The 24,664-nt window shown below is 72.9% G+C and carries 31 protein-coding genes; 19 read left to right on the forward strand and 12 right to left on the reverse strand.

Annotated features, from left to right (window positions below):
• The first annotated feature begins 27 nt into the window (after positions 1-27).
• From sigK to BLV76_RS06055, 9 genes are read left to right on the forward strand one after another with little or no spacing between them, the layout of a single operon-like run.
• Positions 28-654: an ECF RNA polymerase sigma factor SigK gene (gene sigK / locus BLV76_RS06015; protein WP_090968320.1), complete on the forward strand. Its 627-nt coding sequence runs from the start codon at positions 28-30 to the stop codon at positions 652-654.
• Positions 651-1,361 (forward strand): anti-sigma factor, encoded by a 711-nt coding sequence (locus BLV76_RS06020; protein WP_090968321.1) that lies wholly within the window; start codon positions 651-653, stop codon positions 1,359-1,361. The genes sigK and BLV76_RS06020 overlap by 4 nt, the downstream gene beginning before the upstream one ends.
• The gene (locus BLV76_RS06025) at positions 1,358-3,361 is read left to right on the forward strand and encodes an FAD-dependent oxidoreductase (protein ID WP_090968322.1); all 2,004 of its coding nucleotides are present in this window, start codon (positions 1,358-1,360) and stop codon (positions 3,359-3,361) included. Before BLV76_RS06020 ends, BLV76_RS06025 begins: the two co-directional genes overlap by 4 nt.
• Positions 3,358-4,731 (forward strand): SAM-dependent methyltransferase, encoded by a 1,374-nt coding sequence (locus tag BLV76_RS06030; protein WP_245734562.1) that lies wholly within the window; start codon positions 3,358-3,360, stop codon positions 4,729-4,731. The genes BLV76_RS06025 and BLV76_RS06030 overlap by 4 nt, the downstream gene beginning before the upstream one ends.
• Complete coding sequence (locus BLV76_RS06035) at positions 4,728-6,038, forward strand: SAM-dependent methyltransferase (protein ID WP_217630273.1); 1,311 nt, start codon at positions 4,728-4,730, stop codon at positions 6,036-6,038. The genes BLV76_RS06030 and BLV76_RS06035 overlap by 4 nt, the downstream gene beginning before the upstream one ends.
• Before the next feature lie 7 nt (positions 6,039-6,045).
• The gene (locus BLV76_RS06040; RefSeq protein ID WP_245734563.1) at positions 6,046-6,819 is read left to right on the forward strand and encodes a DUF1295 domain-containing protein; all 774 of its coding nucleotides are present in this window, start codon (positions 6,046-6,048) and stop codon (positions 6,817-6,819) included.
• A 55-nt stretch (positions 6,820-6,874) separates the two neighbouring features.
• Positions 6,875-7,324: a helix-turn-helix domain-containing protein gene (locus BLV76_RS06045; RefSeq protein ID WP_245734564.1), complete on the forward strand. Its 450-nt coding sequence runs from the start codon at positions 6,875-6,877 to the stop codon at positions 7,322-7,324.
• Between the two features lie 10 nt (positions 7,325-7,334).
• On the forward strand, positions 7,335-7,796 hold the full coding sequence (locus tag BLV76_RS06050; RefSeq protein ID WP_090968323.1) for a VOC family protein: 462 nt from the start codon (positions 7,335-7,337) through the stop codon (positions 7,794-7,796).
• Entirely contained in the window at positions 7,796-8,275 is a 480-nt protein-coding gene (locus BLV76_RS06055; RefSeq protein ID WP_090968324.1) for a cupin domain-containing protein, read from the forward strand. The genes BLV76_RS06050 and BLV76_RS06055 overlap by 1 nt, the downstream gene beginning before the upstream one ends.
• 17 nt (positions 8,276-8,292) lie before the next feature.
• Here the strand turns inward: BLV76_RS06055 and BLV76_RS06060 are convergent, their stop codons facing one another.
• Together BLV76_RS06060 and BLV76_RS06065 are read right to left on the reverse strand one after the other, a co-directional pair.
• Complete coding sequence (locus BLV76_RS06060) at positions 8,293-8,670, reverse strand: MmcQ/YjbR family DNA-binding protein (protein WP_245734565.1); 378 nt, start codon at positions 8,668-8,670, stop codon at positions 8,293-8,295.
• Positions 8,671-8,727: 57 nt separating this feature from the next.
• Positions 8,728-9,060: a winged helix-turn-helix transcriptional regulator gene (locus tag BLV76_RS06065; protein WP_217630274.1), complete on the reverse strand. Its 333-nt coding sequence runs from the start codon at positions 9,058-9,060 to the stop codon at positions 8,728-8,730.
• 64 nt (positions 9,061-9,124) lie between these two features.
• Here BLV76_RS06065 and BLV76_RS06070 point away from each other — a divergent pair, with 64 nt between their 5' ends.
• Entirely contained in the window at positions 9,125-11,377 is a 2,253-nt protein-coding gene (locus BLV76_RS06070; RefSeq protein WP_090968325.1) for an LLM class flavin-dependent oxidoreductase, read from the forward strand.
• A gap of 4 nt (positions 11,378-11,381) precedes the next feature.
• On the opposite strand, the gene BLV76_RS06075 is transcribed toward BLV76_RS06070, so the two are convergent.
• Together BLV76_RS06075 and speB are read right to left on the reverse strand one after the other, a co-directional pair.
• Positions 11,382-11,957, reverse strand: coding sequence for a dihydrofolate reductase family protein (locus tag BLV76_RS06075; RefSeq protein ID WP_090968326.1), 576 nt, complete (start codon positions 11,955-11,957; stop codon positions 11,382-11,384).
• 235 nt (positions 11,958-12,192) lie between these two features.
• Positions 12,193-13,206, reverse strand: a complete 1,014-nt coding sequence (gene speB, locus BLV76_RS06080; RefSeq protein ID WP_090968327.1) for an agmatinase — start codon at positions 13,204-13,206, stop codon at positions 12,193-12,195.
• Between the two features lie 61 nt (positions 13,207-13,267).
• Here speB and BLV76_RS06085 point away from each other — a divergent pair, with 61 nt between their 5' ends.
• Positions 13,268-13,531: a DUF1905 domain-containing protein gene (locus BLV76_RS06085; RefSeq protein WP_090968328.1), complete on the forward strand. Its 264-nt coding sequence runs from the start codon at positions 13,268-13,270 to the stop codon at positions 13,529-13,531.
• Here BLV76_RS06085 and BLV76_RS06090 read toward each other — a convergent pair.
• Positions 13,528-13,896, reverse strand: a complete 369-nt coding sequence (locus BLV76_RS06090; protein WP_090968329.1) for a DoxX family protein — start codon at positions 13,894-13,896, stop codon at positions 13,528-13,530. The two genes, BLV76_RS06085 and BLV76_RS06090, sit on opposite strands and share 4 nt — an antisense overlap.
• A gap of 102 nt (positions 13,897-13,998) precedes the next feature.
• Between BLV76_RS06090 and BLV76_RS06095 the strand changes: the two genes are divergently transcribed.
• Entirely contained in the window at positions 13,999-14,376 is a 378-nt protein-coding gene (locus BLV76_RS06095; protein ID WP_090968330.1) for a winged helix-turn-helix transcriptional regulator, read from the forward strand.
• Between the two features lie 12 nt (positions 14,377-14,388).
• Here the strand turns inward: BLV76_RS06095 and BLV76_RS06100 are convergent, their stop codons facing one another.
• Positions 14,389-14,913, reverse strand: a complete 525-nt coding sequence (locus BLV76_RS06100) for a VanZ family protein (protein ID WP_090968331.1) — start codon at positions 14,911-14,913, stop codon at positions 14,389-14,391.
• A 175-nt stretch (positions 14,914-15,088) separates the two neighbouring features.
• Here BLV76_RS06100 and BLV76_RS06105 point away from each other — a divergent pair, with 175 nt between their 5' ends.
• On the forward strand, positions 15,089-16,387 hold the full coding sequence (locus tag BLV76_RS06105) for an aspartate aminotransferase family protein (RefSeq protein ID WP_090968332.1): 1,299 nt from the start codon (positions 15,089-15,091) through the stop codon (positions 16,385-16,387).
• 53 nt (positions 16,388-16,440) lie between these two features.
• Positions 16,441-16,857, forward strand: a complete 417-nt coding sequence (locus tag BLV76_RS06110; protein ID WP_217630275.1) for a PPOX class F420-dependent oxidoreductase — start codon at positions 16,441-16,443, stop codon at positions 16,855-16,857.
• Between the two features lie 27 nt (positions 16,858-16,884).
• Here BLV76_RS06110 and BLV76_RS06115 read toward each other — a convergent pair whose 3' ends face one another.
• Positions 16,885-17,706, reverse strand: coding sequence for an alpha/beta fold hydrolase (locus BLV76_RS06115; RefSeq protein ID WP_217630276.1), 822 nt, complete (start codon positions 17,704-17,706; stop codon positions 16,885-16,887).
• Positions 17,707-17,807: 101 nt separating this feature from the next.
• Here BLV76_RS06115 and BLV76_RS06120 point away from each other — a divergent pair, with 101 nt between their 5' ends.
• Positions 17,808-18,254 carry a MarR family winged helix-turn-helix transcriptional regulator gene (locus tag BLV76_RS06120; protein WP_090968333.1) on the forward strand — a complete coding sequence of 149 codons (447 nt, stop codon included), beginning with the start codon at positions 17,808-17,810 and terminating at the stop codon, positions 18,252-18,254.
• Between the two features lie 13 nt (positions 18,255-18,267).
• On the opposite strand, the gene BLV76_RS06125 is transcribed toward BLV76_RS06120, so the two are convergent.
• Positions 18,268-19,758, reverse strand: a complete 1,491-nt coding sequence (locus tag BLV76_RS06125; protein WP_090968334.1) for an MFS transporter — start codon at positions 19,756-19,758, stop codon at positions 18,268-18,270.
• Positions 19,755-20,336 carry a TetR/AcrR family transcriptional regulator gene (locus BLV76_RS06130; protein ID WP_217630277.1) on the reverse strand — a complete coding sequence of 194 codons (582 nt, stop codon included), beginning with the start codon at positions 20,334-20,336 and terminating at the stop codon, positions 19,755-19,757. The genes BLV76_RS06125 and BLV76_RS06130 overlap by 4 nt, the downstream gene beginning before the upstream one ends.
• A 124-nt stretch (positions 20,337-20,460) precedes the next feature.
• On the opposite strand from BLV76_RS06130, the gene BLV76_RS06135 reads away from it, so the two are divergent.
• Both BLV76_RS06135 and BLV76_RS06140 read left to right on the forward strand, forming a co-directional pair.
• On the forward strand, positions 20,461-20,898 hold the full coding sequence (locus BLV76_RS06135) for an SRPBCC family protein (protein WP_090968335.1): 438 nt from the start codon (positions 20,461-20,463) through the stop codon (positions 20,896-20,898).
• 53 nt (positions 20,899-20,951) lie between these two features.
• Positions 20,952-21,227, forward strand: coding sequence for a DUF7218 family protein (locus BLV76_RS06140; RefSeq protein ID WP_090968336.1), 276 nt, complete (start codon positions 20,952-20,954; stop codon positions 21,225-21,227).
• Between the two features lie 15 nt (positions 21,228-21,242).
• On the opposite strand, the gene BLV76_RS06145 is transcribed toward BLV76_RS06140, so the two are convergent.
• Positions 21,243-22,079 (reverse strand): DICT sensory domain-containing protein, encoded by an 837-nt coding sequence (locus BLV76_RS06145; RefSeq protein WP_090968337.1) that lies wholly within the window; start codon positions 22,077-22,079, stop codon positions 21,243-21,245.
• Positions 22,080-22,186: 107 nt separating this feature from the next.
• On the opposite strand from BLV76_RS06145, the gene BLV76_RS06150 reads away from it, so the two are divergent.
• Both BLV76_RS06150 and BLV76_RS06155 read left to right on the forward strand, forming a co-directional pair.
• Positions 22,187-22,384: a hypothetical protein gene (locus tag BLV76_RS06150; RefSeq protein ID WP_090968338.1), complete on the forward strand. Its 198-nt coding sequence runs from the start codon at positions 22,187-22,189 to the stop codon at positions 22,382-22,384.
• A gap of 121 nt (positions 22,385-22,505) precedes the next feature.
• Complete coding sequence (locus BLV76_RS06155) at positions 22,506-22,679, forward strand: CsbD family protein (RefSeq protein WP_090968339.1); 174 nt, start codon at positions 22,506-22,508, stop codon at positions 22,677-22,679.
• A gap of 9 nt (positions 22,680-22,688) precedes the next feature.
• Here BLV76_RS06155 and BLV76_RS06160 read toward each other — a convergent pair whose 3' ends face one another.
• Positions 22,689-23,882, reverse strand: a complete 1,194-nt coding sequence (locus tag BLV76_RS06160) for a hypothetical protein (protein WP_090968340.1) — start codon at positions 23,880-23,882, stop codon at positions 22,689-22,691.
• Entirely contained in the window at positions 23,879-24,619 is a 741-nt protein-coding gene (locus BLV76_RS06165; protein WP_090968341.1) for an ABC transporter permease, read from the reverse strand. Before BLV76_RS06165 ends, BLV76_RS06160 begins: the two co-directional genes overlap by 4 nt.
• Positions 24,620-24,664: the final 45 nt, after the last annotated feature.

The following is a 24,664-nucleotide window of genomic DNA, read 5'->3' on the forward strand; positions in this document are numbered from 1 at the left end:
TCGTCCTCCGACGACCACACTGCAAGGATGGCTGACGTGGACCACGTGAGGCCCGTACCGGACGGGGCGCCCCAGGAGAAGATCCAGGGCGCCCCGTCCGGGGGCGATGCACCGAGGCTGGCCGAGCTCCTGAGCCGTGCCGCCCTCGGCGACGAGACCGCCTTCGCCGCGTTCTACGACGCGACCTCGGCTCGCGCCTACGGCCTCGCGCTCCGCGTGGTCCGCAACCCGGCCCACGCGGAGGAGGTCACGCAGGAGGCCTACCTCGACGCGTGGCGCTCCAGCACGAGGTACGACGCCGAGCGCGGCAGCGCGGCCGGCTGGCTCCTCACCATCGTCCACCGCAAGGCCGTCGACCGGGTCCGCTCGGTCGAGGCGGCCACGGCCCGCGACGAGAGCTGGAACCGCGACACCACCCCGGTCGACCACGACCAGACCGCCGAGTCGGCCCACGCGTCCCTGGACGCCACCCGGGTCCGCAACGCGGTCGCCACCCTCACCGACGTCCAACGGCGAGCCGTCGAGCTCGCCTACTTCGGTGGCTACACCCACACGGAAGTGGCCACCCTGCTCGACGTCCCGCTCGGGACGGCCAAGACTCGAATACGCGACGGACTGATCCGCCTGCGAGACCTGATGGGAGTTGCCTCATGAGCGATCTGCACAAGCTCACGGGCGCCTATGCCGTGGACGCCCTCGACGAGCTCGAGCGTGCCCGCTTCGAGCGGCACCTCGCCGAGTGCGAGGACTGCCGCACCGAGGTCGCAGAGCTCCAGGAGACGGCAGCCCTGCTGTCGCAGTCCACGGCGGTCGCACCGCCGGCGTCGCTGCGCGACTCCGTGCTCGCCGGGATCTCCCAGGTCCGCCCCCTGCCTCCCGTCGTACCCGAGCCGGTCGCCACCACGCCCTCGACGGCACGCCACCGCTTCCCTCTTCTCGTGGCTGCCGCCCTGGTCCTGATTGCCGGCTTCGGTGCCGTCGTGTGGCAGCCTTGGTCCACCCCGGCACCGCAGATCAGCGCCGCCGAGCAGGTCCTCACCGCCGGCGACGCGCAGCACGTGTCCGTGAAGATCGGTGACAGCAAGGCCACCGTGACCCGCTCGAAGGAGCGCGACGGAGCCGTCATCGTCACCGAGAACATGCAGGCCGCGCCCTCGGGCAAGGACTACGAGCTGTGGCTGATGGCCCCCGACGGGACCTTCTCGCCCGCCGGCCTCATGTCCGACGACGCGGACCAGACCCAGCTCCTCGAGGGCTCAGCGGCGGATGCCGCTGCCGTCGGCATCACGATCGAGCCCGACGGGGGGTCCGAGCAGCCGACGTCCGACCCGATCGCCCTGTTCGACCTGGAATCAGCATGATCGAGTCCGGACAGCGACGGGTCGCCGTCGTCGGGTCCGGCGTGGCCGGCCTGACGGCCGCGTGGATCGCCTCGCGCACCGCGCACGTCACGCTCTACGAGGCCGACGACCGCCTCGGCGGTCACGCCGACACCCACCGGGTCTCCACGCCCGAGGGCGAGCTGGCGATCGACACCGGCTTCATCGTGCACAACCGTCGTACCTATCCCACGCTGCTGCGCCTCTTCGCCGAGCTCGGCGTCGAGACCCAGCCGTCGGAGATGTCGCTGTCGGTCAGCGACGCCGGCACCGGGGTGGAGTACGCCGGTGCCCTCGGAGCCAAGGGCCTCTTCGCCCAGCGCTCGTCCCTCGCCTCGCGCGACCACTGGCGGATGCTGCTGGAGATCCCGCGCTTCCACCGCCGCGCCAGGGCCCTGCTCGCCACCTCCTCCGACGACGGCGGCGGCGATGGCGACGACCAGACGCTGCGCGAGTTCCTGCGCGACGGCGGCTTCACGCCGGGGTTCGTGCGGCACTTCATGGAGCCGCTCGTCGCGGCCGTGTGGTCGTGCGACCCCTCGACCTCGCTCGACTACCCCGCGCGCTACCTCTTCACCTTCCTCGAGCACCACGGCATGCTCGGCGTCTTCGGCTCGCCCGAGTGGCGCACCGTGAGCGGCGGCTCGGTGCAGTACGTCGCCAAGGTCGGCGCGGGCCTGCAGGAGGTCCGGCTGGACACCAAGGTGACGTCGGTGCGCGAGCTCGCCGACCGGGTCGAGGTGACCGACGGGAGCGGCGCCACGACGGCGTACGACGCCCTGGTCATCGCCACCCACCCCTCGCACGCGCTCGCGATGCTCGAGGAGCCGACGGACCTGCAGCGCGAGGTGCTCTCCGCGCTGCCCTACAGCCACAACCCGGCGCTGCTGCACACCGACACCTCCCTGCTGCCGAGCGCCGAGGGGGCGCGGGCGTCGTGGAACTTCTTCCGCCCCGCTGACGACAACGGCGCGGTCACCGTCACCTACGACCTCACCCGGCTCCAGCGCCTCCCCACCGACACCCACTACCTCGTGACGCTCGGCGGCGAGGACCTCGTCGACCCCGCGAAGATCATCGACCGGATGGACTACGAGCACCCGCTCTACACCCCCGAGTCCGTCGCCGCCTCGCGCCGGCTGCCGGAGATCAACACCGACCGGATCGCCTTCGCCGGGGCCTACCACGGCTGGGGCTTCCACGAGGACGGTGCGCGCTCGGGCCTGGTGGCCGCGACGCATCTCGACCTGCCGTGGGTCCGCACGACGCACGCGGTCCCGCAGCCCGGTCGCTTCGAGACCGTCATCCGCCACACCCGTCGTACGCCCTTCAGGCGGACCTTCGAGCACCGCTCGACCTTCTGGCTCGTCGACGTGGACGACCTCCCGTCCCACGGGGTCCTCGCCAGCTTCGAGGCCCGTGACCACCTCGGCTCGCCCGACCGGAGCCTGCGGCACAACGTCGAGGCGTTCCTCGACCGGCACGACGTCTCGCTCGGCACGGGCGGCGGCACGATCCTGATGGCCGCCCAGCCCCGCTCGCTGGGCTACGCCTTCAACCCCATCAGCGTCTTCTGGTGCTTCGACGACGACGGCGCCCAGGCCGCCGTGGTGGTCGAGGTGCACAACACCTACGGCGACCGCCACGCCTACCTCGTCCACCCCGACGAGCAGGGCCGCGCGCAGACCGACAAGGCGATGTACGTCTCGCCGTTCCACGGCACCGACGGCGCGTACGACGTCGCCGTCCCCATCCCGACCGACCGACTGCACGTCGCGGTGACCCTCCGGGGTCACGACAACGGTGGCTCGGCGCCCTTCAGCGCCAGCCTGACCGGCACCCGCAGCGACGTCCCCGTCCGCAGGACCCTCGGCGCCGCGCTGCGTGGCAGCGCGCTGATCCGGGCACACGGCATCTGGCTGTGGGCGCGGCGGTTGCCGATCCGTCCCCGACCGACCCACTCCCAGGAGGGCGTGAAGTGACTCTCGACAAGACGCGGCCCGACCGCGCCCAGAACCCCAACCCGAGCCAGGGCGTCCCTCCGCTCGAGCAGCTGCGCCGGGGCCCCCGCACCGCGATCTCGGCGGCCGTCGCGAAGCGGCTCTTCCACGCCGCCGTCGGCCGCCTCGCCGTCACCGTCGTCGACGAGCCCAGCGGGAAGACCTACGGCCGGGGCGGCCCGACCATGCGGCTGCACCGGCCCGACGAGTTCTACGCGCGGCTCGGCCGCGACGGCCTCATCGGCTTCGGCGAGGCCTACCTCACCGGTGCGTGGGACGCCGAGGACCTCGCCGGCTTCCTCACCGTGCCGGCCGCGCGGATGGCGACCCTGATCCCCGAGCCGCTGCAGAGGCTGCGCGCCTTCGTGACGCCCCGCCTGCCCGACCACCACCGGAGCACCGAGGCCAACAGCCAGGCCAACATCTCGCACCACTACGACCTGTCCAACGACCTCTACGCGCTCTTCCTCGACGAGACGCTGAGCTACTCCTCCGCGCTCTTCGACACCTCCACGGTCACTGCGGGGATCGGCCCCGGCTCCGTCGGCGACCACCTCGTGGCCACGCCGCCCGAGCCCAGCGACCGCCCGGACCCCACCCAGCACAACGTCGACCTCGCCGAGGCGCAGGGCCGCAAGATCGAGCGGCTGCTCGACGAGGCCGGCGTCACCGCGGGCACCCGCGTGCTCGAGATCGGCACCGGCTGGGGCGAGCTCGCCATCCGTGCGGCCCGACGCGGCGCGACCATCCACTCGATCACGCTCTCGGTCGAGCAGCTGGAGCTGGCGCAGGAGCGCATCGCCGCCGCCGGCTTCGCCGACCAGTGCCGCCTCGAGCTGATGGACTACCGCGCGCTCGGCGCCGACGGGGCGCAGTACGACGCCGTGCTGTCGGTCGAGATGATCGAGGCCGTGGGCGCCGAGTTCTGGGGCACCTACTTCGAGACCATCGACCGGGTGCTCGCGCCCGGCGGCAAGGTCGCGATCCAGGCGATCACCATGCCCCACGACCGGATGCTCGCCACCCGCGACGGCGAGACCTGGATCAACAAGTACATCTTCCCCGGCGGCTTCCTGCCCAGCGTCGAGGTGATCGACCAGATCACCCGCGACGACACCTCGCTGCGCCTCACCGGCCAGCTCGAGATGGGCAGCCACTACGCCGAGACCCTGCGGCGGTGGGACCGCCGCTTCCTCGCGCAGGCCGACGCCGTGCAGGCGCTCGGCTTCGACGACGTGTTCCTGCGGGTGTGGCACTTCTACCTGTCCTACTCGCAGGCCGGCTTCGCCAGCGGCTACATCAACGTCTCGCAGCTCACCTTCACCCGCGAGAACCAGCAGGAGAACCCGTGACCCAGACCGCCCAGCGGATCACCTCGCACGAGGGCGTCGCCCCGCAGCTCGCCGAGGCCGTCCGTCCCTTCATCGGTGGCGACCTGCCGGTCCGGCTGGAGGCCTGGGACGGCTCGGTCGCCGGTCCCGAGGACGGCCCGCTCGTGGTGCTCCGCTCCCCCGACGCGCTGCGCCGGCTGCTCTGGCACCCGGGCGAGCTGGGCGCTGCCCAGGCCTACGTCACCGGCGAGCTCGACGTGCCCGAGCAGGACGGCTGGGACCTCTCGGCCGCACTCACGCACGCCTTCGCCGTGGGCAGGGAGCGCGGCCTGTCCGGCGTACGCCTCTCGCCCCGCGCGCTCGTCGACGCGATCCGCACCGCCGCCGGCCTCGGCGCGCTCGGCCGCCCGCCCGCCCCACCGGCATCGCAGGCGCAGATCAAGGGCAAGCTCCACAGCCTGGCCCGCGACCGGTCGTCGATCAGCCACCACTACGACCTCTCCAACGAGTTCTACTCGCTGATCCTCGAGCCGCAGATGGCCTACAGCTGCGGCTACCACGCGACGCCCGACGTCCCGCTCGAGGAGGCGCAGCGCGCCAAGCTCGACCTGGTCTGCACCAAGCTCGGCCTGGAGCCCGGCATGCGGATGCTCGACGTCGGTTGCGGCTGGGGCTCGCTGTCCCTGCACGCGGCCGAGCACTTCGGGGCGCAGGTCACCGGGGTCACGATCGCGGCGGAGCAGAAGAAGTTCATCGACGCCCGCATCGCCGAGCGCGGCCTGCAGGACCGGGTCGAGATCCGGCTGCAGGACTACCGCGAGGTGCCCGAGCGCGACCACTTCGACGCCGTCGGTTCGCTCGAGATGGGCGAGCACGTCGGCGCGGGCAACTACCCGACCTACGTCGAGGTGCTCCGTCGTGCGGTGAAGCCGGGCGGCCGGGTGCTCGTCCAGCAGATGTCGCGCCAGGGCGTCGGCGGCGGCAAGCACCCCGGCGGCGGCCCGTTCATCGAGTCGTTCATCGCCCCCGACATGACGATGCGACCGGTCGGCGAGACCGTCGACCTCATCGAGTCCGGCGGCCTCGAGGTCCGCGACGTGCACGCGCTCCGCGAGCACTACGTCCTCACCGTGGCCGGCTGGATGGAGAACTTCGAGGCCAACATCGAGCGCCTCACCGAGCTCGTCGGCGAGGAGGTGGTCCGCGTCTGGCGGCTCTACCTCGTCGGAGGGGCGCTCGCCTTCCGCGACGGCCGGATGGGCGTCGACCAGATCCTCTCCGTGCGTCCGGGTGCCGCCCACACCCTCCCGGCCGTGAGGACCTGGTGATCGAGCCGTGATCCAGGTGCTCGTCGCGCTGCTCGCCGCCGCCGGCGTCATGGGGGTGACGGCGGCGGTGAGCAAGCGGCAGGACCGCGTCGCGGTCGTCGACGTCGCCTGGGGGTCGTCCTTCGTCGCGATCGCGATCGTGCTGGCGCTCGTCTGGCCCGACGGCCACTCGTGGCTGCTCGCCCTCCTCGTCACGATCTGGGGCGGGCGGCTGGCTTGGCACATCGCGCGCCGCTCGCACGGCGCCGGCGAGGACCCGCGCTACGAGAAGATGCTCGGCGGTCCCGGCTGGCACGCCGGGGCGGCGAAGGTCGTCGTCCGCGTCTTCCTCACCCAGGCCGTCGTCGCCTTCATCATCTCCGCGCCGCTCCAGGCGGCCGCCATCGCGGACGTGCAGTGGTGGCCCGTGGTCTGGCTCGGCGTGCTCGTCTGGGCCGTCGGCCTGTTCTTCGAGGTCGTCGGCGACCGGCAGCTCGCGGCCTACAAGGCGAAGCCGCGCGAGTCCCGGCCGAAGATCCTCGACACCGGCCTGTGGGGCTGGACCCGCCACCCGAACTACTTCGGCGACGCGTGCGTGTGGTGGGGCCTCTGGATCGCCGGCGCCGTGTCGCTGGGCTGGGTCCCGGGCCTGGTCACCGTCTTCGCGCCGATCGCGATGACCTTCTTCATCCGCAACGTGACCGGCGCCAAGCTGCTCGAGCAGACGATGTCGCAGCGCGAGGGCTGGAGCGAGTACGCCGACCGCGTCCCGCTGTTCTTCCCCCGCCCGCCGCGGCGCTGACCCGCCCTCCCGCGTCCGCGCCCGGTCGTCGTACCCACCGGCTAGCGTCACCCCCGTGGAGCTCAGCGCGCGCGAGGACACCAACCGCCGGATGCTGCGCGCCCGCGACGAGATGGACCGGCGCTACGCCGAGCCCCTCGACGTGCCGACACTGGCGGCGATCGCGCACCTGTCCGCCTCGCAGTTCGGGCGGGTGTTCAAGGAGGTCTACGGCGAGACCCCGCACCGCTACCTCCAGCGCCGCCGCGTCGAGCGGGCGATGACGCTGCTGCGCCAGACCGACCGGCCGATCACCGACGTCGCCTGGGACGTCGGCTTCGCCAGCCTCGGCACCTTCAGCCGCACGTTCAGCAACATCGTCGGCTGCTCGCCCAGCGAGTTCCGCGCCCAGCACCCGCCGATCGCCGTGCCGTCGTGCTTCATCGCGGCGTGGACGCGGCCGCGCACGTCGTCCTCGGCGGGGACAGTCGTTTCGGAGAAGCGGGAGGAGGTCGGCGCCGAATAGCGTCATCGTCATGACCGACAACCACATCTCCTCCCTCCACATCCGCTCCGTGCCCGTCCTCGACCAGGACGAGGCGCTCGACTTCTACACGACCCACCTCGGCTTCGAGGTGCGCGACGACATCGACATGGGCTTCATGCGCTGGCTCACCGTCGGCGTCCCCGGCCAGGACACCTCGATCCTCCTCGAGCTCGTCGGCGGCCCCCAGCACGACGACGACACCGCCGCCCAGGTGCGCGAGCTCGTCACCAAGGGCGCGCTCGGCGGGCTGTTCCTGATCAGCACCGACGTGCACGCGACCTACGCCGCGCTCCGCGACGCCGGCGTCGAGATCACCCAGGAGCCGGTGACCCAGCCCTACGGCACCGACTTCGGCATCCGCGACCCGTTCGGCAACCAGATCCGGATCAACCAGTTCAACACCGCCTCCCCGGACGAGATCCAGGATGCCTACGAGGGGTCGGCCCCCTGATGTCCTACCCGCCTCCGCTCTACGACGGCGAGTCCGGCGAGGTCTCCGCGCGCGTGGTGCGGGCGGGGATCGAGCCGGCGGTCGTCTACCCCAACGGCAACAAGGTCTTCCACCTCGCCCTGGGCAGCGGGACCCAGGGCACGTTCGGCCTCTACCGGTGGGAGTTCGCCGGGCCGCGCAGCGGTCCCGACCCGCACTTCCACCGCACGATCACCGAGTCCTTCTACGTCCTCGAGGGGATCGTCACGATCTTCGACGGCACCGACTGGGTGAAGTGCGGCGCGGGCGACTTCGCCCACGTCCCGGCCGGCGGGATCCACGGCTTCCGCAACGAGGACGGCGCGGCGAAGATGCTGCTGCACTTCGCCCCGGGCGCTCCCCGCGAGGCGTACTTCGAGGGCCTGGCCGCCGGGCTCGGCGACCTCGACGGCGACGCCCACGACCGGTTCATGGCCGAGCACGACAACCACTGGGTCTGACCCCCCGAGCCGTCGGGCTACCCCGGGGGCCGGGCGACCTGCTCGGCGAGGCTCGCCGGGGCCTGGATGCAGTAGGAGTCGGTGAGCATCTCGGCGAGCTCGTCCCAGTCGGTGTCGTCGTCGAGGACGATGCCGATCGCGTTGCCGCCCCAGCCGGAGCGGAAGTAGGGCGGACCCATGTGCTCGAAGGCTGCGACCTCGTCGGGCTCGCCGCGGAAGGTGATCCGGAAGACCTGGTCCTCGCCCCCGAAGACGTGCGCCACGGTCGCGCTCCCGACGCGCCACCGGGTGCCGGTCCACGCCGCCTCCTGCCGGCAGCGGGGCAGCGCGCCCAGCACCGCGTCGATGCGCAGCACCCACTCCTCGGGCACGAGCGGTCGGTCGGCGAGGGCCACGGCACACACCCTGCCACCGGCGACCGACACCGGCGACCGGCACCGGATGTCCGGGGCTCAGTGGCCCCAGCGCAGCTGGTAGGCCATCAACGGCTGGAGGGCGGCGAGCAGGTCGCTGCCCCGCTCGGTGAGCCGGTAGCGCACCTGCACCGGGGTCGTCGGGATCACCTCGCGCTCGACGATCCCGTGGGCCGCGAGCTCGCGCAGCCGGGCGGTGAGCAGCCGGGCGGAGAGGCCGTCGACAGCTGCCTCGACCTCGCCGAACCGGGACGCACCGCGGCCGAGGGCGAGCATGATCGCGCCGGTCCAGCGCCTCCCGACGAACTCCAGCACCGGGGTCGCCTCGCGGCAGGTCGCGTCGTCGATGAGGGCGGGTCGGGTCGTGGTCACTTACCCAGAGTAACCCACTTACCCCGACTTGTCCGGGGTCGTCGGAGCGACGGATCCTTGAGCCATGCCCGACTACGGCCACCCCCTGCGCTTCGGCTCGTTCCTCACGCCCACCGCCGCCTCGCCCCAGCGACCGGTCGAGCTGACCGTCCTGAGCGAGGAGCTCGGCTACGACCTGGCCACCTTCCAGGACCACCCCTACCAGCCGTCCTTCCTCGACACCTGGACCCTGATGTCGTACGCCGCCGCGCGCACCGACCGGATCCACCTGTCGGGCAACGTGCTCAACCTCCCCCTCCGCCAGCCGGCCGTGCTGGCCAAGTCGGTCGCCAGCCTCGACCTGCTCTCCGGCGGCCGGGTCGCGCTCGGCCTCGGCGCGGGTGGCTTCTGGGACGCGATCGAGGCCTACGGTGGCGGACGGCTCACCCCGGGTGAGTCGGTCGATGCGCTCGCCGAGGCGATCGAGGTCATCCGCGGCATCTGGGCCACCGACGACCACTCGGTGCTCGCGGTCGCCGGCCAGCACCATCACGTGCGCGGAGCGAAGCGCGGCCCTGCCCCCGCCCACCCCGTGCCCATCTGGCTCGGCGCCCTCAAGCCCCGCATGCAGCGGCTCATCGGCCGCTCGGCCGACGGCTGGCTGCCGTCGCTGCCGTACCTCCAGCCCGGCGACCTCCAGCGCGGCATGCAGGTGATCGACGAGGCCGCGCGCGGCGCGGGTCGCGACCCGGCCGAGATCACCCGGCTGCTCAACGTGGGCGCCGAGGCGAGCGCCGACGACCTGGTCCGGTTCGCGGTCGAGGACGGGGTGAGCACCTTCATCGTGATGGGTGACGACGAGGGTGGCCTGCGCGCCTTCGCCGGCCTCTTCGCCGAGGTGCACGAGCGGGTGGCCGAGGCGCGCTCCGCCAGCGGCACGCAGGAGCGCTCGCGGGTCCGCGGACCGGCGGCGCTCGCCAAGCGGCACCCCGGGATCGCGTACGACGACCTCCCGGCGTCGCTGGCCGAGAAGGCCGTCGAGCCCGGCGACCGGGCGTACTCCCGCTACCGCTCCGGCTACCTGCGCGGCGGCTCGCCCGGCCTGGTGCTGCGCGCGGGGAGCGTCGCGGACGTGCAGGCCGCGGTCGCGGTCGCCCGCGAGCACCGCGACGTGCCGCTCGGCATCCTCAGCGCCGGGCACGGGATCTCCGGCCGCTCGCTCAACCGCGGCGGCCTCGTCATCGACGTGAGCGCGCTCGACACCGTCGAGGTGCTCGACCCCGGGGTCGGCACGGTCCGCGTCGGGCCGGGCGCCACCTGGACCGAGGTGGCCCGGGCCCTGGCCCCGCACGGCCTCGCGATCAGCAGCGGCGACTACGGCGGCGTGGGGGTCGGCGGCCTCGCGACGGCCGGCGGGGTCGGGTGGTTCGCCCGTGAGCACGGCCTGACGATCGACCACCTCACCGCCGTCGAGGTGGTGCTCGCCGACGGCCGGGTCGTCCGCGCGAGCGCCGACGAGGAGCCCGACCTCTTCTGGGGCGTCCGCGGCGCGGGCCCCAACTTCGGCGTGGCGACCTCCTTCGAGCTCACCGCGGCCAAGGTCGGCACGATCGCCTTCGCCCAGCTCGCCTTCGACGCGAGCGACACCGCCGCCTTCCTCGAGGCGTGGGGTGCCGCGATCGAGGCCGCCGACCGGTCCGTCACCGGCCAGGTGATCCTCGGCCAGCGGCAGGGCGGCCAGCGGATCGCGCAGGCCATGCTGGTCGTCGACTCCGACGACCCCGAGACCGTCGTCGAGCGGCTGCAGCCGATCGCCGAGGTCGCCCCGCTCGTCCAGCAGAACGTCGCGCTGGCGACGTACGACCAGGTGATGGGGCTCTTCAGCAGCGACGGACCGCAGCGTGGCCAGGGCGACCCGCACACCCACTCCGGGCTCGCCGACCACTTCACGCCCGAGCTCTCGGCCGAGGTGGCCGCACTCCTCGACGCGGGGGCGTCGTACTTCTTCTCGATCCGCGCGGTCGGCGGCGCGGTCGGCGACGTGCCGAGCGAGGCGACGGCCTACGCCGGGCGCAGCGCCAACTTCTCGCTCTCCGGGTTCGGCGCGAGCAGCCGCTTCGACGAGGCGTGGGAGCGGCTGGTGCCGCACCTGTCGGGCAGCTACCTCAGCTTCGAGACCGGCATCGGGCCGCAGTGGGTCGAGCGCGCCTTCCCGCCCGCGCACCTCGCCCGGCTCCGCGAGCTCAAGCGCCGCTTCGACCCGACCGGCCTCTTCCGCGACAACTTCTTCATCGAGCCGGGCTCGGTCGAGACCGCGGTGGAGGGACCGGCGGCCTGAGGCCTCAGCGCAGCACGCGGTACGACGTCGCGACGTGGCCCGTGACCTGCGTCGTCGAGCCGTCCAGCGCGAGCCGCTGCGAGCCGAGGGAGGCCGGGACGAACGAGCGACCCGAGCCGATCACGACCGGCACCGTGCGCAGCCTCAGCACGTCGACCTCGCCGGCCGTGAAGAGGGCGTCGGTGAGGTCGAGGCTGCCCCAGACGACGACCGAGCCGTAGCGCTCGCGCAGGTCAGCGACGGCCGCGACCGGGTCGCGGTGGAGCTCGGCGGCGGGGTGGTCGCCCCAGGGCGCTGCGTCGAGCGTGCTGCTGACGACGTGCTTGGGCGCAGCGTTGATCCAGCCGGCGACCTCGTCGCCGTCAGAGGCCGGCGTCGGCCAGTAGCTGCTGAACATCTCGTAGGTCCGCCGCCCCAGCAGCATCGCGTCCACCGTCTCGAGCCAGGCGAGCTGGCCGTGGTCGGTGCGGCCGTCCTCGGCCAGCGCGGGGTCGAAGGCGCCGAAGAACGACAGCCCCCCGTCGGACTCGGCGGCGAAGCCGTCGGCGGTGACGATCTGGTCGACGGTGATGGTGCCCATGACGTGCTCCTCGGGAGGTGGCGGTCCGGATGACCGCTTCGCTCCGGGGACGGAGCAGCATCCGGGTTCTCGACATCGTGCCGGAATCCCGTCGGGGATGGCGTGCTCGATCGCGATGGAGCGCTGGCCTACTACGACGCGGCCGTCGTGCACGGCGTCGACGGCCTCCGGACCCGCGCTACCGAACAGTCACGCTGTCATCCAGCGGTCTGCCAACCCGACTGTTCGGTAACGGTCACGGGCGGTCCAGCAACGGCCGGGACGGGTCCCAGGTCGTGCCGTCGCGCTCGTCCAGCCGCCTGCGGGCGATCGCGGAGAGCGCCTCGAGGACGACCCGGTTGGCGAGGGCGGCGGTGATGTCGGCGTGGTCGTAGGGCGGGCTGACCTCGACCACGTCGACGCCGACGACCGGCAGCTCGAGGCAGATCCGGCGGACCGAGTCGAGCAGCTCGCGGGCGGACAGGCCGCCGGGCTCCGGCGTCCCGGTGCCGGGGGCGTGGCCGGGGTCGCACACGTCGATGTCGACGGAGAGGAAGACGCCCTCGCACTCGTCGGTCGCGATGCCGAAGGCCTCGGTGAGGCACTCCTGCAGGCCGCGGTGGACGATCTCGGTCATCTCGTAGGACCGCATCCTCTCGGCGGCCATCCAGTCGAGGGTCTCGGGCCCGGGCCAGTAGCCGCGCAGCCCGACCTGGAGGAACCGGTCGCCGCGCAGCGCGCCGGACTCGATCAGCCGGCGCATCGGCTGGCCGTGGCCCCACAGCGAGCCGAACTCGATGTCGCCGGTGTCGGCGTGGGCGTCGAAGTGGATCATCGAGACCCGCCCGTGGCCCAGGACGTTGGCGACGCCCTGGGCGTCGGGGTACGCGATGGAGTGGTCGCCGCCGAGCACGACCGGGATCGCGCCCGACCGGGTCACCTTCTCCACCGCCGCCTCGAGCCGGCCGAGCGTGGTCTCGATGTCGCCGGGCGGCAGCTCGACGTCGCCCGCGTCGTAGACCGTGAGGTCCTGCAGCCCGTCGGTGCGCAGCGCGAGCGAGGGCCGGGAGCCGTCGTGCGGGAGGTAGTCGGTCATCCGGATCGCCTGTGGGCCGAACCGCGTGCCCGGCCGGTGCGACGTCCCGCCGTCGAAGGGGGCGCCGAGGATGACGACGTCCGCGTCGTCGTACGTCGACGCGTCGTCGAGGTCGCAGGCGGGGACGCCGAGGAAGGTGATGTCCGGTCCGAACTGAGCGCCGTAGCGAGCCATGGCCCGACTCTAGGGATCTAGGCTCTCCACCGACACGTTCTCCCGACCCCGAAGGACCGAGATGGCCGTCTTCCGCACCGTGCTCGAGGCCACCGGCGGCAACAACGTCGGCATCGTCGTCCCCGAGGAGGTCGTGCTCGCGTTCGAGCGCGGCAAGCGGGTGCCCGTCGTCGTGACGATCGACGGCGACTACACCTACGCGACGACGATCGGCGTGATGGGCGGTCGCTACCTCGTCTCGTTCAACGCCGAGACCCGCAAGAAGACAGGTCGGGGAGCCGGCGACGAGGTCGAGGTCGAGCTGGTCGTCGATCCCGACCGCTAGGCGGTCGCGACGGCGAGCCAGACGGCCACGGCCCCGACGACGACGAGCACGCCGTTGAGCCAGAGGTCCTTGGTCTCCCCGCGCGAGGCGTGGAAGCCGAGTGCCAGCACCTGCAGCACCGTGAGGCCGATGGCCGCGGCGACCGCCAGCCCGGGCAGCACGCCGGTGAGCCGGGGCAGCACCAGCCCGAGGGCCCCGGCGACCTCGAGCACGCCGATCGCGCGGACGCCGGCCATCGGGATCGTGGTCCCGGCCCAGGCCATCATCGGCGCAAGCTGCTCCTGGCTCTGCACCACCTTGGTGCCACCGGCGTAGAGGTAGAAGACCGCGAGCAGTCCGGCGACGATCCAGTAGGCGATGTCCATGTGGGCTCCAATGGTTACGATCAGTAAGGAACCCCATCGTGGAGCACTCACGGGGTCCCTGCAAAAGGCACACCGGTGTGCCTGACGCACACAGGAGGACGCATGTCGAGCTATGAGAAGACCTGCCTGATCCGCGGTGACGGCGGCCGCGCGATCCGCGGGATCCTCGATCGCATCGGCGACAAGTGGACCCTCCTCGTCGTGGCGACGCTCGACGGTGAGCGGATGCGCTTCACCGAGCTCCAGCAGCGGATCCCCGGGATATCGCAGCGCATGCTCACCCGCACGCTCCGCCAGCTCGAGCGCGACGGGCTCGTCGAGCGCGAGGTCTTCGCGGAGGTGCCGCCTCGCGTCGAGTACGCCCTCACCTCGACCGGCTCCACCCTGATCGAGCCGGCCGTGGCACTGGCCGAGTGGGCCATCGAGCAGAACCCGGCGATCGAGCGGAGCCAGGGCGACTACGACGCCAGGCAGGGCTGAGCGCCGCCACCGTCAGCGCGCCAGCGGCTCCCGCACGTGCGGGTCGGACGCCGGCCGGGAGCCGGCAGCACGTCGGCTGACCGCCAGCGCGACGGCGGCGAGCACGCCGCCCAGCACGGAGCCGATCGTGTTCGACAGCCAGTCGTTGGTCGAGCACGAGCGGCCGAGCGCGGTCACGAACGCCTGGAACGCCTCGATCCCGAAGGACGCCGTGCTCCCGACGAGCACGGCGAGCACCGGCCGCCGGAGGGCCACGGCCAGGAAGAGCACCGGCGCCACGAACAGCACGACGTTCGCGACCAGCTCGACCCGGCCGAGCGTCGGCACCGACCACTCCTGGGCGCACCCCACCGGGAGGTCGCGGTCGGTGGGCCAGAGCGTCAGCACGGCGATCGGCAGCGCAGCCACCGCGGCGAGGACGTACGCCGCCCGCGGGCGGGTGGCGAGCCAGGCGGCGAGGGGCGTGCCGAGGACCACCAGCGCCACGAGGGCGACGGTCGTGAGCCAGGTGTGCGCGATGAGGAACGTCGTGATCACGGGACGACCCTAGGGATCCCGGGGGCCCGGTTCCTCCACCCGAGGTACCACCCCTCGGTCCCACGGTGCCGGCCCGACGGTGCCGGCCCGACGTCCACGGCCGGCCGGGTCCCCTCGCGCGGACGCCGTTCCCTTGGCAGGGTGTGCCCACCACACCACCGGCGCGGAGGACCCCATGGTCGACGACACCTTCTGGCAGGACGCGGAGCGGCACCTGATCCGCTACGGCGGCGGCTTCACCCCGCGGGTGATCGCGCGGGCGGCAGGGTCGTGGGTCCACGACGAGCAGGACCGCGCGATCCTCGACTTCACCTCCGGGCAGATGAGCGCCGTGCTCGGCCACTCCCACCCCGAGGTCGTGCGGACGGTCACGACGTCGATCTCCACGCTCGACCACCTCTACTCCGGGATGCTCAGCCGCCCGGTCGTCGAGCTCGGCAAGCGCCTCGCGGCGAGCCTGCCCGGTGACCTCGAGCGGATGCAGCTGCTCAGCACGGGCGGCGAGGCCAACGAGGCCGCGATCAAGATGGCCAAGCTCGCCACCGGACGCTACGAGGTCGTCGCGCTCGACCGGTCGTGGCACGGCATGACCACTGGCGCCGCGGGTGCGACCTTCTCCGCCGGGCGCCACGGCTACGGCCCGCCGCCGGTCGGCAACCTCACGCTCCCGGCACCCGACGCCTACCGCTCGCCCTTCCGCCACCCCGACGGCAGCCACGACTGGCGGACCGAGCTCGACTACGGCTTCGCCACCCTCGACCGCCAGTCGTCGGGGAGCCTCGCGGCCTGCCTGGTCGAGCCGATCCTGTCCTCGGGCGGGATCCTCGAGCTGCCGCCGGGCTACCTCGCCGCGCTCCACGAGAAGTGCCGCGAGCGCGGGATGCTGCTCGTCGTCGACGAGGCGCAGACCGGCCTGGGCCGCACCGGCACGATGTACGCCGTCGAGCGCGACGGCGTCGTGCCCGACATCATCACCCTCTCCAAGACCCTCGGCGCCGGCCTGCCGGTCGCGGTCGTCGTCACGACCGCCGAGATCGAGGAGCGCTGCCACGAGCGCGGCCACCTCTTCTTCACCACCCACTCCTCCGACCCGCTCGCCGCCGCGGTCGCGCTGACGGTCCTCGACGTCGTCGAGCGCGACGGCCTGGCGCAGCGCGCGCACGACCTCGGCGCGGCGCTGTCCGAGCACCTGCTCGACCTGCGCGACCGCTACGAGTGCGTGGGCGACGTACGCGGACGCGGGCTGCTGCAGGGTGTCGAGCTCGTCACCGACAAGGAGAGCCGCACGCCCGCCGACGCGCTCGGTCGCGCGGTGACCACTGAGGCCCTTGAGCTCGGCCTGCACATCAACATCGTCCAGCTCCCCGGCCTCGGCGGGGTCATCCGGATGGCCCCGCCGCTCACCATCTCCGAGGACGACCTCCACCTCGGCGTGGACCAGCTCGAGGCCGCGATCGTCGGCGCGACCGCCTGAGGCGCACCCGCCGGGGGGAGGCAGTCCTCCTGCCCGCGGGCGAGCATGGTCGGATGAGCACCGACCCCGCCGTGCAGCTCGACGACGCCCTGCTCGACCTCCTGCGCTCGGCTGCCACCTGCTACGTCGCCACGACCATGCCCGACGGTTCGCCCCAGCTGACGCAGACCTGGGTCGACGTCGACGCCTCGGGAGCCCACGTGCTCGTCAACACGGTCGCCACCCACCAGAAGACCCGCAACATCGCGCGGGACCCGCGCGTCGCGGTGGCGGTGTCCGATCCCGCGAACCCCAGTCGCTACCACGAGATCAGGGGCCTCGTGGTGGCCACCACGACCGAAGGCGCGGTGGACCACATCGAGGCCCTGTCGCAGCGCTACACCGGCCAGCCCTATCCCTGGTACGGCGGCCGCGACCAGCAGCGGGTGATCCTGCAGATCGTGCCCACCCGCATCAACACGATGGGGTAGCACCGGGCGACGCCGCGACGCCGCGGCTCAGCGCCCGAGGAACTCCAGCAGCGCGCTGTTGAACTCGTCGCGGTGGCTCACGTTGAAGCCGTGCGGCGCGGACTCCACCACGACCAGCGTGCTGTCGGCGATCGCCTCGGCCGAGCGCTTGCCCGAGACCTCGAAGGGCACGATCGCGTCGGAGTCGCCGTGGATGACGAGGACGGGTACGTCGATCTTGGCCAGGTCGTCGCGGAAGTCCGTGCGGCCGAAGGCGCCGATGCAGCCGACGACGGCCTCGTCGCGTGCGGGCTGCTCGAGAGCCAGCGCCTCCTGGCGCTGCTCCTCGGTCACCACGAGCTCCCCGTCGACGCTGAAGAAGTTCGTCGTGAAGCCGTCGAGGAAGTTCTCGCGGTCGGTCCGCGCGCCCTCCTCCATGCCGGCGACGTCCTCCTCGCCGAGGCCGCCGTCGGGGTTGTCGTCGGTCTTCAGCAGGAACGGCGGGACGGCGCCGGCCAGGACGGCCGAGCGGATCCGGCCGGAGCCGTGGGTGCCGAGGTAGCGGGCCACCTCACCGCCACCCATCGAGAAGCCGACGATCGTGGCGTCGGTGAGGTCGAGACCGTCGAGCAGGCCGGCGAGGTCAGCGGCGAAGGTGTCGTAGTCGTAGCCGTCGGCGGGCTTGTCGGACTCGCCGAAGCCGCGACGGTCGTAGGTGACGACGCGGTAGCCGGCGTCGGTCAGGGCCGGCACCTGGCCGGACCAGGAGGCGCCACTGAGCGGCCAGCCGTGGATGAGGACGACCGGACGGCCGGTGCCGCCGCTGTCGGTGTAGCTGAGGGTGATGTCGTTCGCGGAGATGGTGGACACGCGTGCTCCTCGGGGTCGGCGTACAGTTGTCTTGTACACAAGACAACGTCGCACGGGCCACCGCTCGGATCAAGGTGGCCCCACCCGGAGGGAGGGCAGGGGTGACCGATCACGACGTCCTCGACGAGCTGGTGTGCTTCGACCTCTACGCGGCCTCGCGCGCGATGACCCAGCGCTACCGCCCGCTGCTCGAGGAATGGGGCCTGACCTACCCGCAGTACCTCGTCGTCGTGCTGCTCGGCGGCACCGGCCAGAGCTCGATCAAGGACCTCGCCGCGACGATGCGGCTCGACCACGCCACCCTCACCCCGCTGCTGCGCCGGATGGAGGACGCAGGCCTCGTCACCCGGCGTCGCGACCCCGACGACGGCCGGTCGTCCCTCGTCGGGCTCACCGACCTCGGTCGCGAGGCCCACGCCGGCGCCGACGCGGTGCAGTGCCGGATCGTCGAGGACCTCGGCCTCGCCCCCGACGACGTGCGTGCCCTTCAGCTGCTGCTGCGCGGGATCACCGCGTCGATGGACCACGCAGCCCGGGCCGACGCCTGACCGGGCGCCGGGCTCAGTGGTGCACGTCGGACAGGGAGAGGTCGGCCGGCACGAGCCGCCACACGGCGTACGCCGCCAGCGCCGTGAGCACCGCGCCCACGGCTCCGACCGAGCCGAAGGCCGTCACGAACGCGTCGGCCGCGTCGGCGAACCACGGACCCCCGACCGCGCCGGCGACGGACTCGCGCACGGCGCCGTCCGCACCGGACGGCAGGCCGGCGCGGTAGACCGCGCCGACGAGGCTGCCGAGGAAGGTGATGCCGAGGACCGCGCCGAGCTCGTAGGTGATCTCCTCGACGGCCGCGGCCGAGCCGGCCTGGTCGTCGTTCGCCGCACCCATGATCAGCGCGGAGCCGAGGCCGAGGGCGGACGTGCCGAGGCCGACGACGGCGAACGCCACGGCCACGAACGGGTACGTCACCGGCAGCACCGCGAGCAGCCCGAGACCCGCGGACAGGACGAGCAGGCCCCCGGCGAGCACGATCCGCGGGCTGGTGCGCTCGGCGAGCGCCGGCGCGAACGGTGAGGCGATGATGGCGCCGACAGCGAGCGGCAGCAGCGCGACGCCGGCCTGCAGCGGCGTACGACCGTCGACGAGCTGCAGCCACTGGCTGCCGACGAAGAGGACGGAGGCCATGGCGACGCTGCTCGCGAGGGCCGCGACGACGCCGGCGCGGAGCACCGGGTTGCCGAAGAGGCGGACGTCGAGCATCGGCCGGTCGGACGCGAGCGCGGCCCGGACGAAGGCGGTGAGCATCACGACGCCGAGCACCAGCAGGGCGAGCGTGGGGAGCGACGGGCCGTGCTTGCCGAGCTGCTTGACGGCGTAGACGAACGCGGTCATCCCGCCCGCGGACAGGAGCACGCCGACGGCGTCGATCCGGCCGGGTCGCGGGGAGCGGTTCTCGCGCAGCAGCCACACGCCGGCCACGATCGCGACCGCCATCAGCGGCACGTTGACCAGGAAGGCCGAGTGCCAGCTGAAGTGCTCGAGCAGCGCGCCGCCGACCACCGGACCGACCGCACCGCCGAGCGCGGCGGAGGCGCCCCAGATGCTGAGGGCGAGCGTGCGCTCGCGGGCGTCGGCGAAGACGGAGCGGATCAGGGACAGCGTCGACGGCATGACCATCGCACCGCCGATGCCGAGCAGCGCGCGGATCGCGATGACCGCAGCGGCGGAGTCGGCCCACAGGATCGCGACCGACCCGACCGCGAAGGCGGCGTAGCCCGTGATGAGCATCCGCTTGCGGCCCCAGCGGTCGCCGAGCGCGGTGACCGGGATCAGGAGACCGGCGAGCGCGAGGGCGTAGGCGTCCACGACCCACAGCTGCGACACCGAGGTGAGGTGCAGCTCGGTGGCCATCTCGGGCAGGGCGACATTGAGGATCGTCATGTCCATCACGACCACCAGCAGGCTGGCGGCCAGGACGGCGAGCGCCCACCAGCGACGCGGGTCGGAGGCGGTCGCGGGGGTCGTCGAGGAGGTGGGGATCAGGTCGGTCATGGCGTGCTGTCCTGGTTCTGGGGCTGGGCGATCCCTGTGAGCAGGGAGGAGAGGACGAGGCGGCCGACGTCGCGGCGGGCGACGTCGCCGATGCGGACGGCCTCGCGCCCGGAGACGAGGAGGCCGTAGATCGCGTGGCCGAACCAGCGCGGCGGCAGGTCCGGACGCAGGACGCCGACGCGCTGGGCCGCGGCGAACAGCACGGCCTCGCGGTCGGCGAGCACCTGCGTGCGCTCCTCGAGGTCGGCGTTCGCGAGGATCACGTGGTCGGTGAGCGCGAAGCCGAACCCGTCGGCGTCGTCGACGTAGCCGAGGACGAGCGTCTCGAGCGCGGCCCGGATGGCGGGGGCGTCACCCGAGGCGGCGAGCGCCTCGGCGTCGACCTCGTCGAGCCGTCCCGCCCACTGGTCGAGCGAGCGGGTGCCGAGCTCGACGAGCAGCGCCTCGCGCGAGTCGAAGTGCCGGTGGAGGGTCGCGCGGCTGATGCCGGCCGCCTCCGCCACGGCGGCCATCGAGGCGGCCGGGTCGGCGTTGAACGCACCCTGGGCTGCGCCCAGGATCTCGTTGCGGTCTGCCACGGCGCCTCCTCGCGCTCGGTCCGGTGTGAGACATCAGTGTCTCACATGAGACTTTCGTGTCTCAAACCGCTTTTCGGTCTCTGGGGGTGATCCGCCCCACCCGCTCGCTGGTTACGGTCGGCACATGCCGTCCATCACGCGCGCCTTCGCCACCACCGCCAGCCCCGAGGCTGCCTTCGACTACCTCGCCGACTTCCGCAACGCGGAGGGCTGGGACCCGGGCACGAAGACCTGCCAGCGGACGAGCGGCGACGGCGGGGTCGGCACGACGTACCGCAACGTCTCGGGCTTCCTCGGCCGCGAGGTCGAGCTCACCTACACGACCGCGCAGCTCGAGCCCGAGCGGCTCGTCCTGCTGACGGGCCGCAACGACTCCTTCGACGGGGAGGACCGCTTCGAGATCGAGCGGTCCGGCGACGCCACCCGGATCACCTACCACGCCGAGATGCACTTCTCCGGCGCCTCGAAGCTGGCCTCGCCCCTCGTCGCGGCCTACCTCCCCCTCCTGGCGAAGAAGACCGTCGACCAGCTGCGTGACTGCCTCGACCGGTTGTCCGCCTGACCCACCCCCGGCAGGGTGATCCCGGGCCCGGCGGCCGCTGGCACGGTGGAGCCATGGCCGAGAAGAAGAAGGGTCCGGGTCCGTCCGTCAAGGACGACGAGGTCTACGAGGCGCTGCGCGACGAGGGCGCCAGCAAGGAGAAGGCGGCCCGCATCGCCAACGCGTCGGCCGCCGAGGGTCGGTCGAAGGTCGGCGAGCGCGGCGGCGAGGCCACCGACTACGAGGACCGCACGGTGGCAGAGCTGCGCGAGCGCGCGGCCGAGCTCGAGATCGAGGGTCGCTCGTCGATGACCAAGGCCGAGCTCGTCGACGCCCTCCGCAACCACTGACGAGCTCCCAGCGGCTCAGGCCCCCGGGTCGAGCCGGGCCAGCGCCCGCGCCCACATCCGGTCGGGGTCGGCCCCGCCCGGACCAGTGGTCGGCGCCTGCTCGCCGAGCACGCGGTCGACGACCGACGGCGGCCGTGCCCCCGCCGAGCCCGCCGCCGCGGCGAGCACCCGCGCCGCGGCCAGCGCGACCGGTCGCTGGCTGCTGATCACGGACTCGTAGACGGGCTCGGCGCCGGGCGGCCGCGGCACCTCCCACGCCGAGACGACGGCTGCGAGACCGGCGCTCACCGTGACGACCGTCCACTCGCGACGCAGCGGGGAGCCCTCCGCCAGCTGGCACCGCGCGGGGCTCGCCGAGGGGTCGGCCGGATGGTCGTCGTCGAAGTCGGCGACGACCGCCGCCCACGACGCGGTGCGTCCCAGCTCGTCCCACCGGTGGCGGGAGGCGGCATAGCGGTGACCCTCCTGGAACGCCCCGAGCACCACCGGCCGGTCGGCGCGGGCCAGGGACTCGTCCTCCAGCGCCTGCGAGGCCGCCACGAGCGCGCGCCGGCCGAGGCGCTGCACGCCGAGGTGCGGGAAGTCGCGGACCAGCGCTGCGTGCACCGACTCGGGGGCGTCCTCGTGGCGTCGGCGGACCGCGTCGATCGCCGCCTGCAGGGACATGCCCGCGGACCGCGCCTCCGCGACCTCGCGCACCCGCTCGACGTCGACGTCGCCGAACCTGCGGTGGCCGGCCGACGAGCGGGTGCCCTCGGGGAAGCCGAAGCGGCGCTCCCACGTGCGCAGCACGGTCGGCGTGAGACCGGTGCGGGCGGCGAGCGTCCCGATGCTGAACCCGTGCTCCGACATCCCGCTCCTCGTGGACCTGCTCGTGGACACTGCTTGTGCAATGTGCAGAACTAACCTATACAGGTTTGTAGAGGTTTTCGCCTCCCCACCTCAAGGAAGTGAACCGCATGGGCACAGTGATCCTGATCGGAACCGCGGCGGTGGTCGTTGCCATCGTCGGCTGCTTCTTCATCTGGCGCATCGACGCCTCACGGGCGGACGAGGTCGAGCACATCACCCCGGTGCGGCAGCCCGCTCCCCCGTCGGCCCTCCGGACCGGGGCGACGGACACCGGTCCGACGCCCCCGCGGACCCTCGGGTCCTGACACCGAGCCACCGCCCCGTCCGGTCTGCCCCCACCCGGACGGGTGCGGTTCGGTACCCACCTGCGTGGCAGGTTGGAAGAGAGACCACCAGGTCCGCACACACTCCACAGGAGGAACCACCATGGGACTCGACGACAAGATCGGCAACAAGGCCGAGGAGCTCAAGGGCAAGGGCAAGGAAGCGGCCGGCAAGGCGACCGACGACGAGCAGCTCGAGGCCGAGGGCAAGAGCGACCAGGCCGGCGCCAACCTCAAGCAGGCCGGCGAGAAGATCAAGGACGTCTTCAAGGGCTGACCGGGTCGGTCAGCCCTCGGGCTGCCCGATCCACACGTGCCCGCCGTCGCCGGCATCGCCGATGACGAGCAGGCTCCCGCCGCCGGCTGCCACCAACGTGTGGTCGCCGGCGGTCTGTGGTTCCAGGGGTACGTCGACCTGCCGCCAGTCGCGGCCGTCGTCGGTCTGCCACATCTCGTAGCGCTGCCCGGTGCTGACCGTCGCGAGCATCCCGGCCGGCGTCATCGCGAGCGACGCGACGTAGGGCGCCCCGGTCCAGGAGTCGGCGACGGAGCCGAAGGTCACCGGCTCGGTCCAGCCGTCGTCGCCGCCCCCTCCCGCACGACGGAGCCAGGCCGCGAACCGGCCGTCGCTCAGCCCGACCGCCAGCAGGTCGCCGTCGTCGAGCCGGGCGACCCGGTGCACGTCCTGCGCGCCGTCGTCGTCGGGCATCTCCTCGGGCGTCCAGGTCAGCCCGTCGGGCGAGGTCCACGCGAGCGGCGCCTGCTCGAGGTGCCTGCCGGTCCGCGCTCCGCCGCCGACCGCCACCCACTCGTCGCCGGCCCATCCGCCGGCCTGGGCGAGCGACTCGAGATCACCGTCGTCGGTGAGGCCGGGCTCGGCCTCGACGCGGGTGAACCCGCGCGGGTCGTCGGTGAACCACACACTGGGCCCGGAGGTGCGGTTGCCCACGATGAGCCAGCCCTCCGGTCCACCGGAGATCGGGCCGACGTTGGTCGCGCTCACACCGCCGTACTGCACGAACGTCGTGGGCACGTCGACGAGCCGGCCCTGGTCGCCGGCCCCGTCGTCGAGCCAGAAGGTCGTCACGCGGGGGTTGCCGTGGGCGCCGCCCGAGCGGGCGCCGACGACCGCGATGCGGTCGCGCGAGCAGGCGATCGAGTTGAGGATCGCGCGGCGGCCCCAGTAGGTGCGCGCGTCGACGGGCACCGACGTCCACGTCTCGCGGTCGGTGGAGAACCACGCGGCAGGCCGGGTGTCGCGGGTCTCGGTGGGCTCGTCGAGGAAGACCGCGCCCACGACCCACCAGCCGCCCCCGCACTCGACGGCGTCGCGCAGCACGTTGCGGCCGGGCGCGCCGGCGGGGGCGGGCAGCTGCCGCTCCTCCCACTGGACCCGCACCGGGTCCGGCGACGGCGTCGGCGCGGTCGCGTCGCACGCCGTGAGGAGGAGCGCGGCGGCCACCAGCGCGAGCGCCCTCACGCGACCACGTCCGGGACGACGTACGGCGACCGCCCGGCGAGGCGGGTCACCACGATCGCCGTGGTGAGCATCGTCAGCGCGATGCCGGCGAGCACGACGAGCTGGAACTGCGCGGCGACGACCGGCGACGCGCCGCCGAAGAGGGCGCCGACGAACGCCCCCGGCAACGTGACCAGCCCGGTGGAGCGCGTCTGGTCGAGGTTGGGCAGGAGCGCCTCGCGGGCGGCGTCGCGGCCGATGTCGTCGTAGGCCTGCACGGGCGTGGCGCCGAGGGAGAGCCAGGCCTCGACCTCGTCGCGACGCGCACGGGCGGCGCGCATGAAGTTGCGCCCCGACAGGGTGGAGGCGGACATCGCGTTGCCGATGATGATGCCCGCGACCGCGACGACGTAGCGCGCCTCGAGGTCGACGAGTCGCAGCGCGAAGACGAGGACGAGGGTCACCGCGGCACCGGCCAGGACTCCGGTCAGGGCGATGGCGTGGCCGCGCGGCAGCTCCACGAGCCGGGAGCCCGCGGTCCACGACGCGGTGCTGAGCATCAGGACGACGAAGAGGGCGACGGTCCACGGCACGGCCAGGACGCCCCGCAGGATGGCGGCGACGACGGCGAGCTGGACGACCGCGCGGAGCAGGGCGGTGACGGGCAGCCAGCCGAGCGGGACCCGCGCGGCCCGGGAGAGGACGTACGTGGAGACGGCGAGCACGAGCAGCCCTGCTCCCCACCACACGTAGTCCACGCGCCGATCCTCGCCGACTCCCCTCGCCTGGGGATAGAGGCCCCG

This window comes from Nocardioides exalbidus, assembly GCF_900105585.1.
GTDB classification, from domain to species: Bacteria; Actinomycetota; Actinomycetes; order Propionibacteriales; family Nocardioidaceae; genus Nocardioides; species Nocardioides exalbidus.

What these genes read in the sequence shown, in the direction of transcription:
- BLV76_RS06025 (WP_090968322.1), top strand. Translation starts at nt 1,358, where the DNA reads ATGATCGAGTCCGGACAGCGACGGGTCGCCGTCGTCGGGTCCGGCGTG.
- BLV76_RS06075 (WP_090968326.1), bottom strand. Translation starts at nt 11,957, where the DNA reads ATGGGCACCATCACCGTCGACCAGATCGTCACCGCCGACGGCTTCGCC.
- BLV76_RS06125 (WP_090968334.1), bottom strand. Translation starts at nt 19,758, where the DNA reads ATGACCGACCTGATCCCCACCTCCTCGACGACCCCCGCGACCGCCTCC.
- BLV76_RS06050 (WP_090968323.1), top strand. Translation starts at nt 7,335, where the DNA reads ATGACCGACAACCACATCTCCTCCCTCCACATCCGCTCCGTGCCCGTC.
- BLV76_RS06085 (WP_090968328.1), top strand. Translation starts at nt 13,268, where the DNA reads ATGGCCGTCTTCCGCACCGTGCTCGAGGCCACCGGCGGCAACAACGTC.
- BLV76_RS06150 (WP_090968338.1), top strand. Translation starts at nt 22,187, where the DNA reads ATGGGCACAGTGATCCTGATCGGAACCGCGGCGGTGGTCGTTGCCATC.
- BLV76_RS06095 (WP_090968330.1), top strand. Translation starts at nt 13,999, where the DNA reads ATGTCGAGCTATGAGAAGACCTGCCTGATCCGCGGTGACGGCGGCCGC.
- BLV76_RS06055 (WP_090968324.1), top strand. Translation starts at nt 7,796, where the DNA reads ATGTCCTACCCGCCTCCGCTCTACGACGGCGAGTCCGGCGAGGTCTCC.
- BLV76_RS06020 (WP_090968321.1), top strand. Translation starts at nt 651, where the DNA reads ATGAGCGATCTGCACAAGCTCACGGGCGCCTATGCCGTGGACGCCCTC.
- BLV76_RS06155 (WP_090968339.1), top strand. Translation starts at nt 22,506, where the DNA reads ATGGGACTCGACGACAAGATCGGCAACAAGGCCGAGGAGCTCAAGGGC.
- BLV76_RS06145 (WP_090968337.1), bottom strand. Translation starts at nt 22,079, where the DNA reads ATGTCGGAGCACGGGTTCAGCATCGGGACGCTCGCCGCCCGCACCGGT.
- sigK (WP_090968320.1), top strand. Translation starts at nt 28, where the DNA reads ATGGCTGACGTGGACCACGTGAGGCCCGTACCGGACGGGGCGCCCCAG.
- BLV76_RS06070 (WP_090968325.1), top strand. Translation starts at nt 9,125, where the DNA reads ATGCCCGACTACGGCCACCCCCTGCGCTTCGGCTCGTTCCTCACGCCC.
- BLV76_RS06110 (WP_217630275.1), top strand. Translation starts at nt 16,441, where the DNA reads ATGAGCACCGACCCCGCCGTGCAGCTCGACGACGCCCTGCTCGACCTC.
- BLV76_RS06135 (WP_090968335.1), top strand. Translation starts at nt 20,461, where the DNA reads ATGCCGTCCATCACGCGCGCCTTCGCCACCACCGCCAGCCCCGAGGCT.
- speB (WP_090968327.1), bottom strand. Translation starts at nt 13,206, where the DNA reads ATGGCTCGCTACGGCGCTCAGTTCGGACCGGACATCACCTTCCTCGGC.
- BLV76_RS06090 (WP_090968329.1), bottom strand. Translation starts at nt 13,896, where the DNA reads ATGGACATCGCCTACTGGATCGTCGCCGGACTGCTCGCGGTCTTCTAC.
- BLV76_RS06140 (WP_090968336.1), top strand. Translation starts at nt 20,952, where the DNA reads ATGGCCGAGAAGAAGAAGGGTCCGGGTCCGTCCGTCAAGGACGACGAG.
- BLV76_RS06105 (WP_090968332.1), top strand. Translation starts at nt 15,089, where the DNA reads ATGGTCGACGACACCTTCTGGCAGGACGCGGAGCGGCACCTGATCCGC.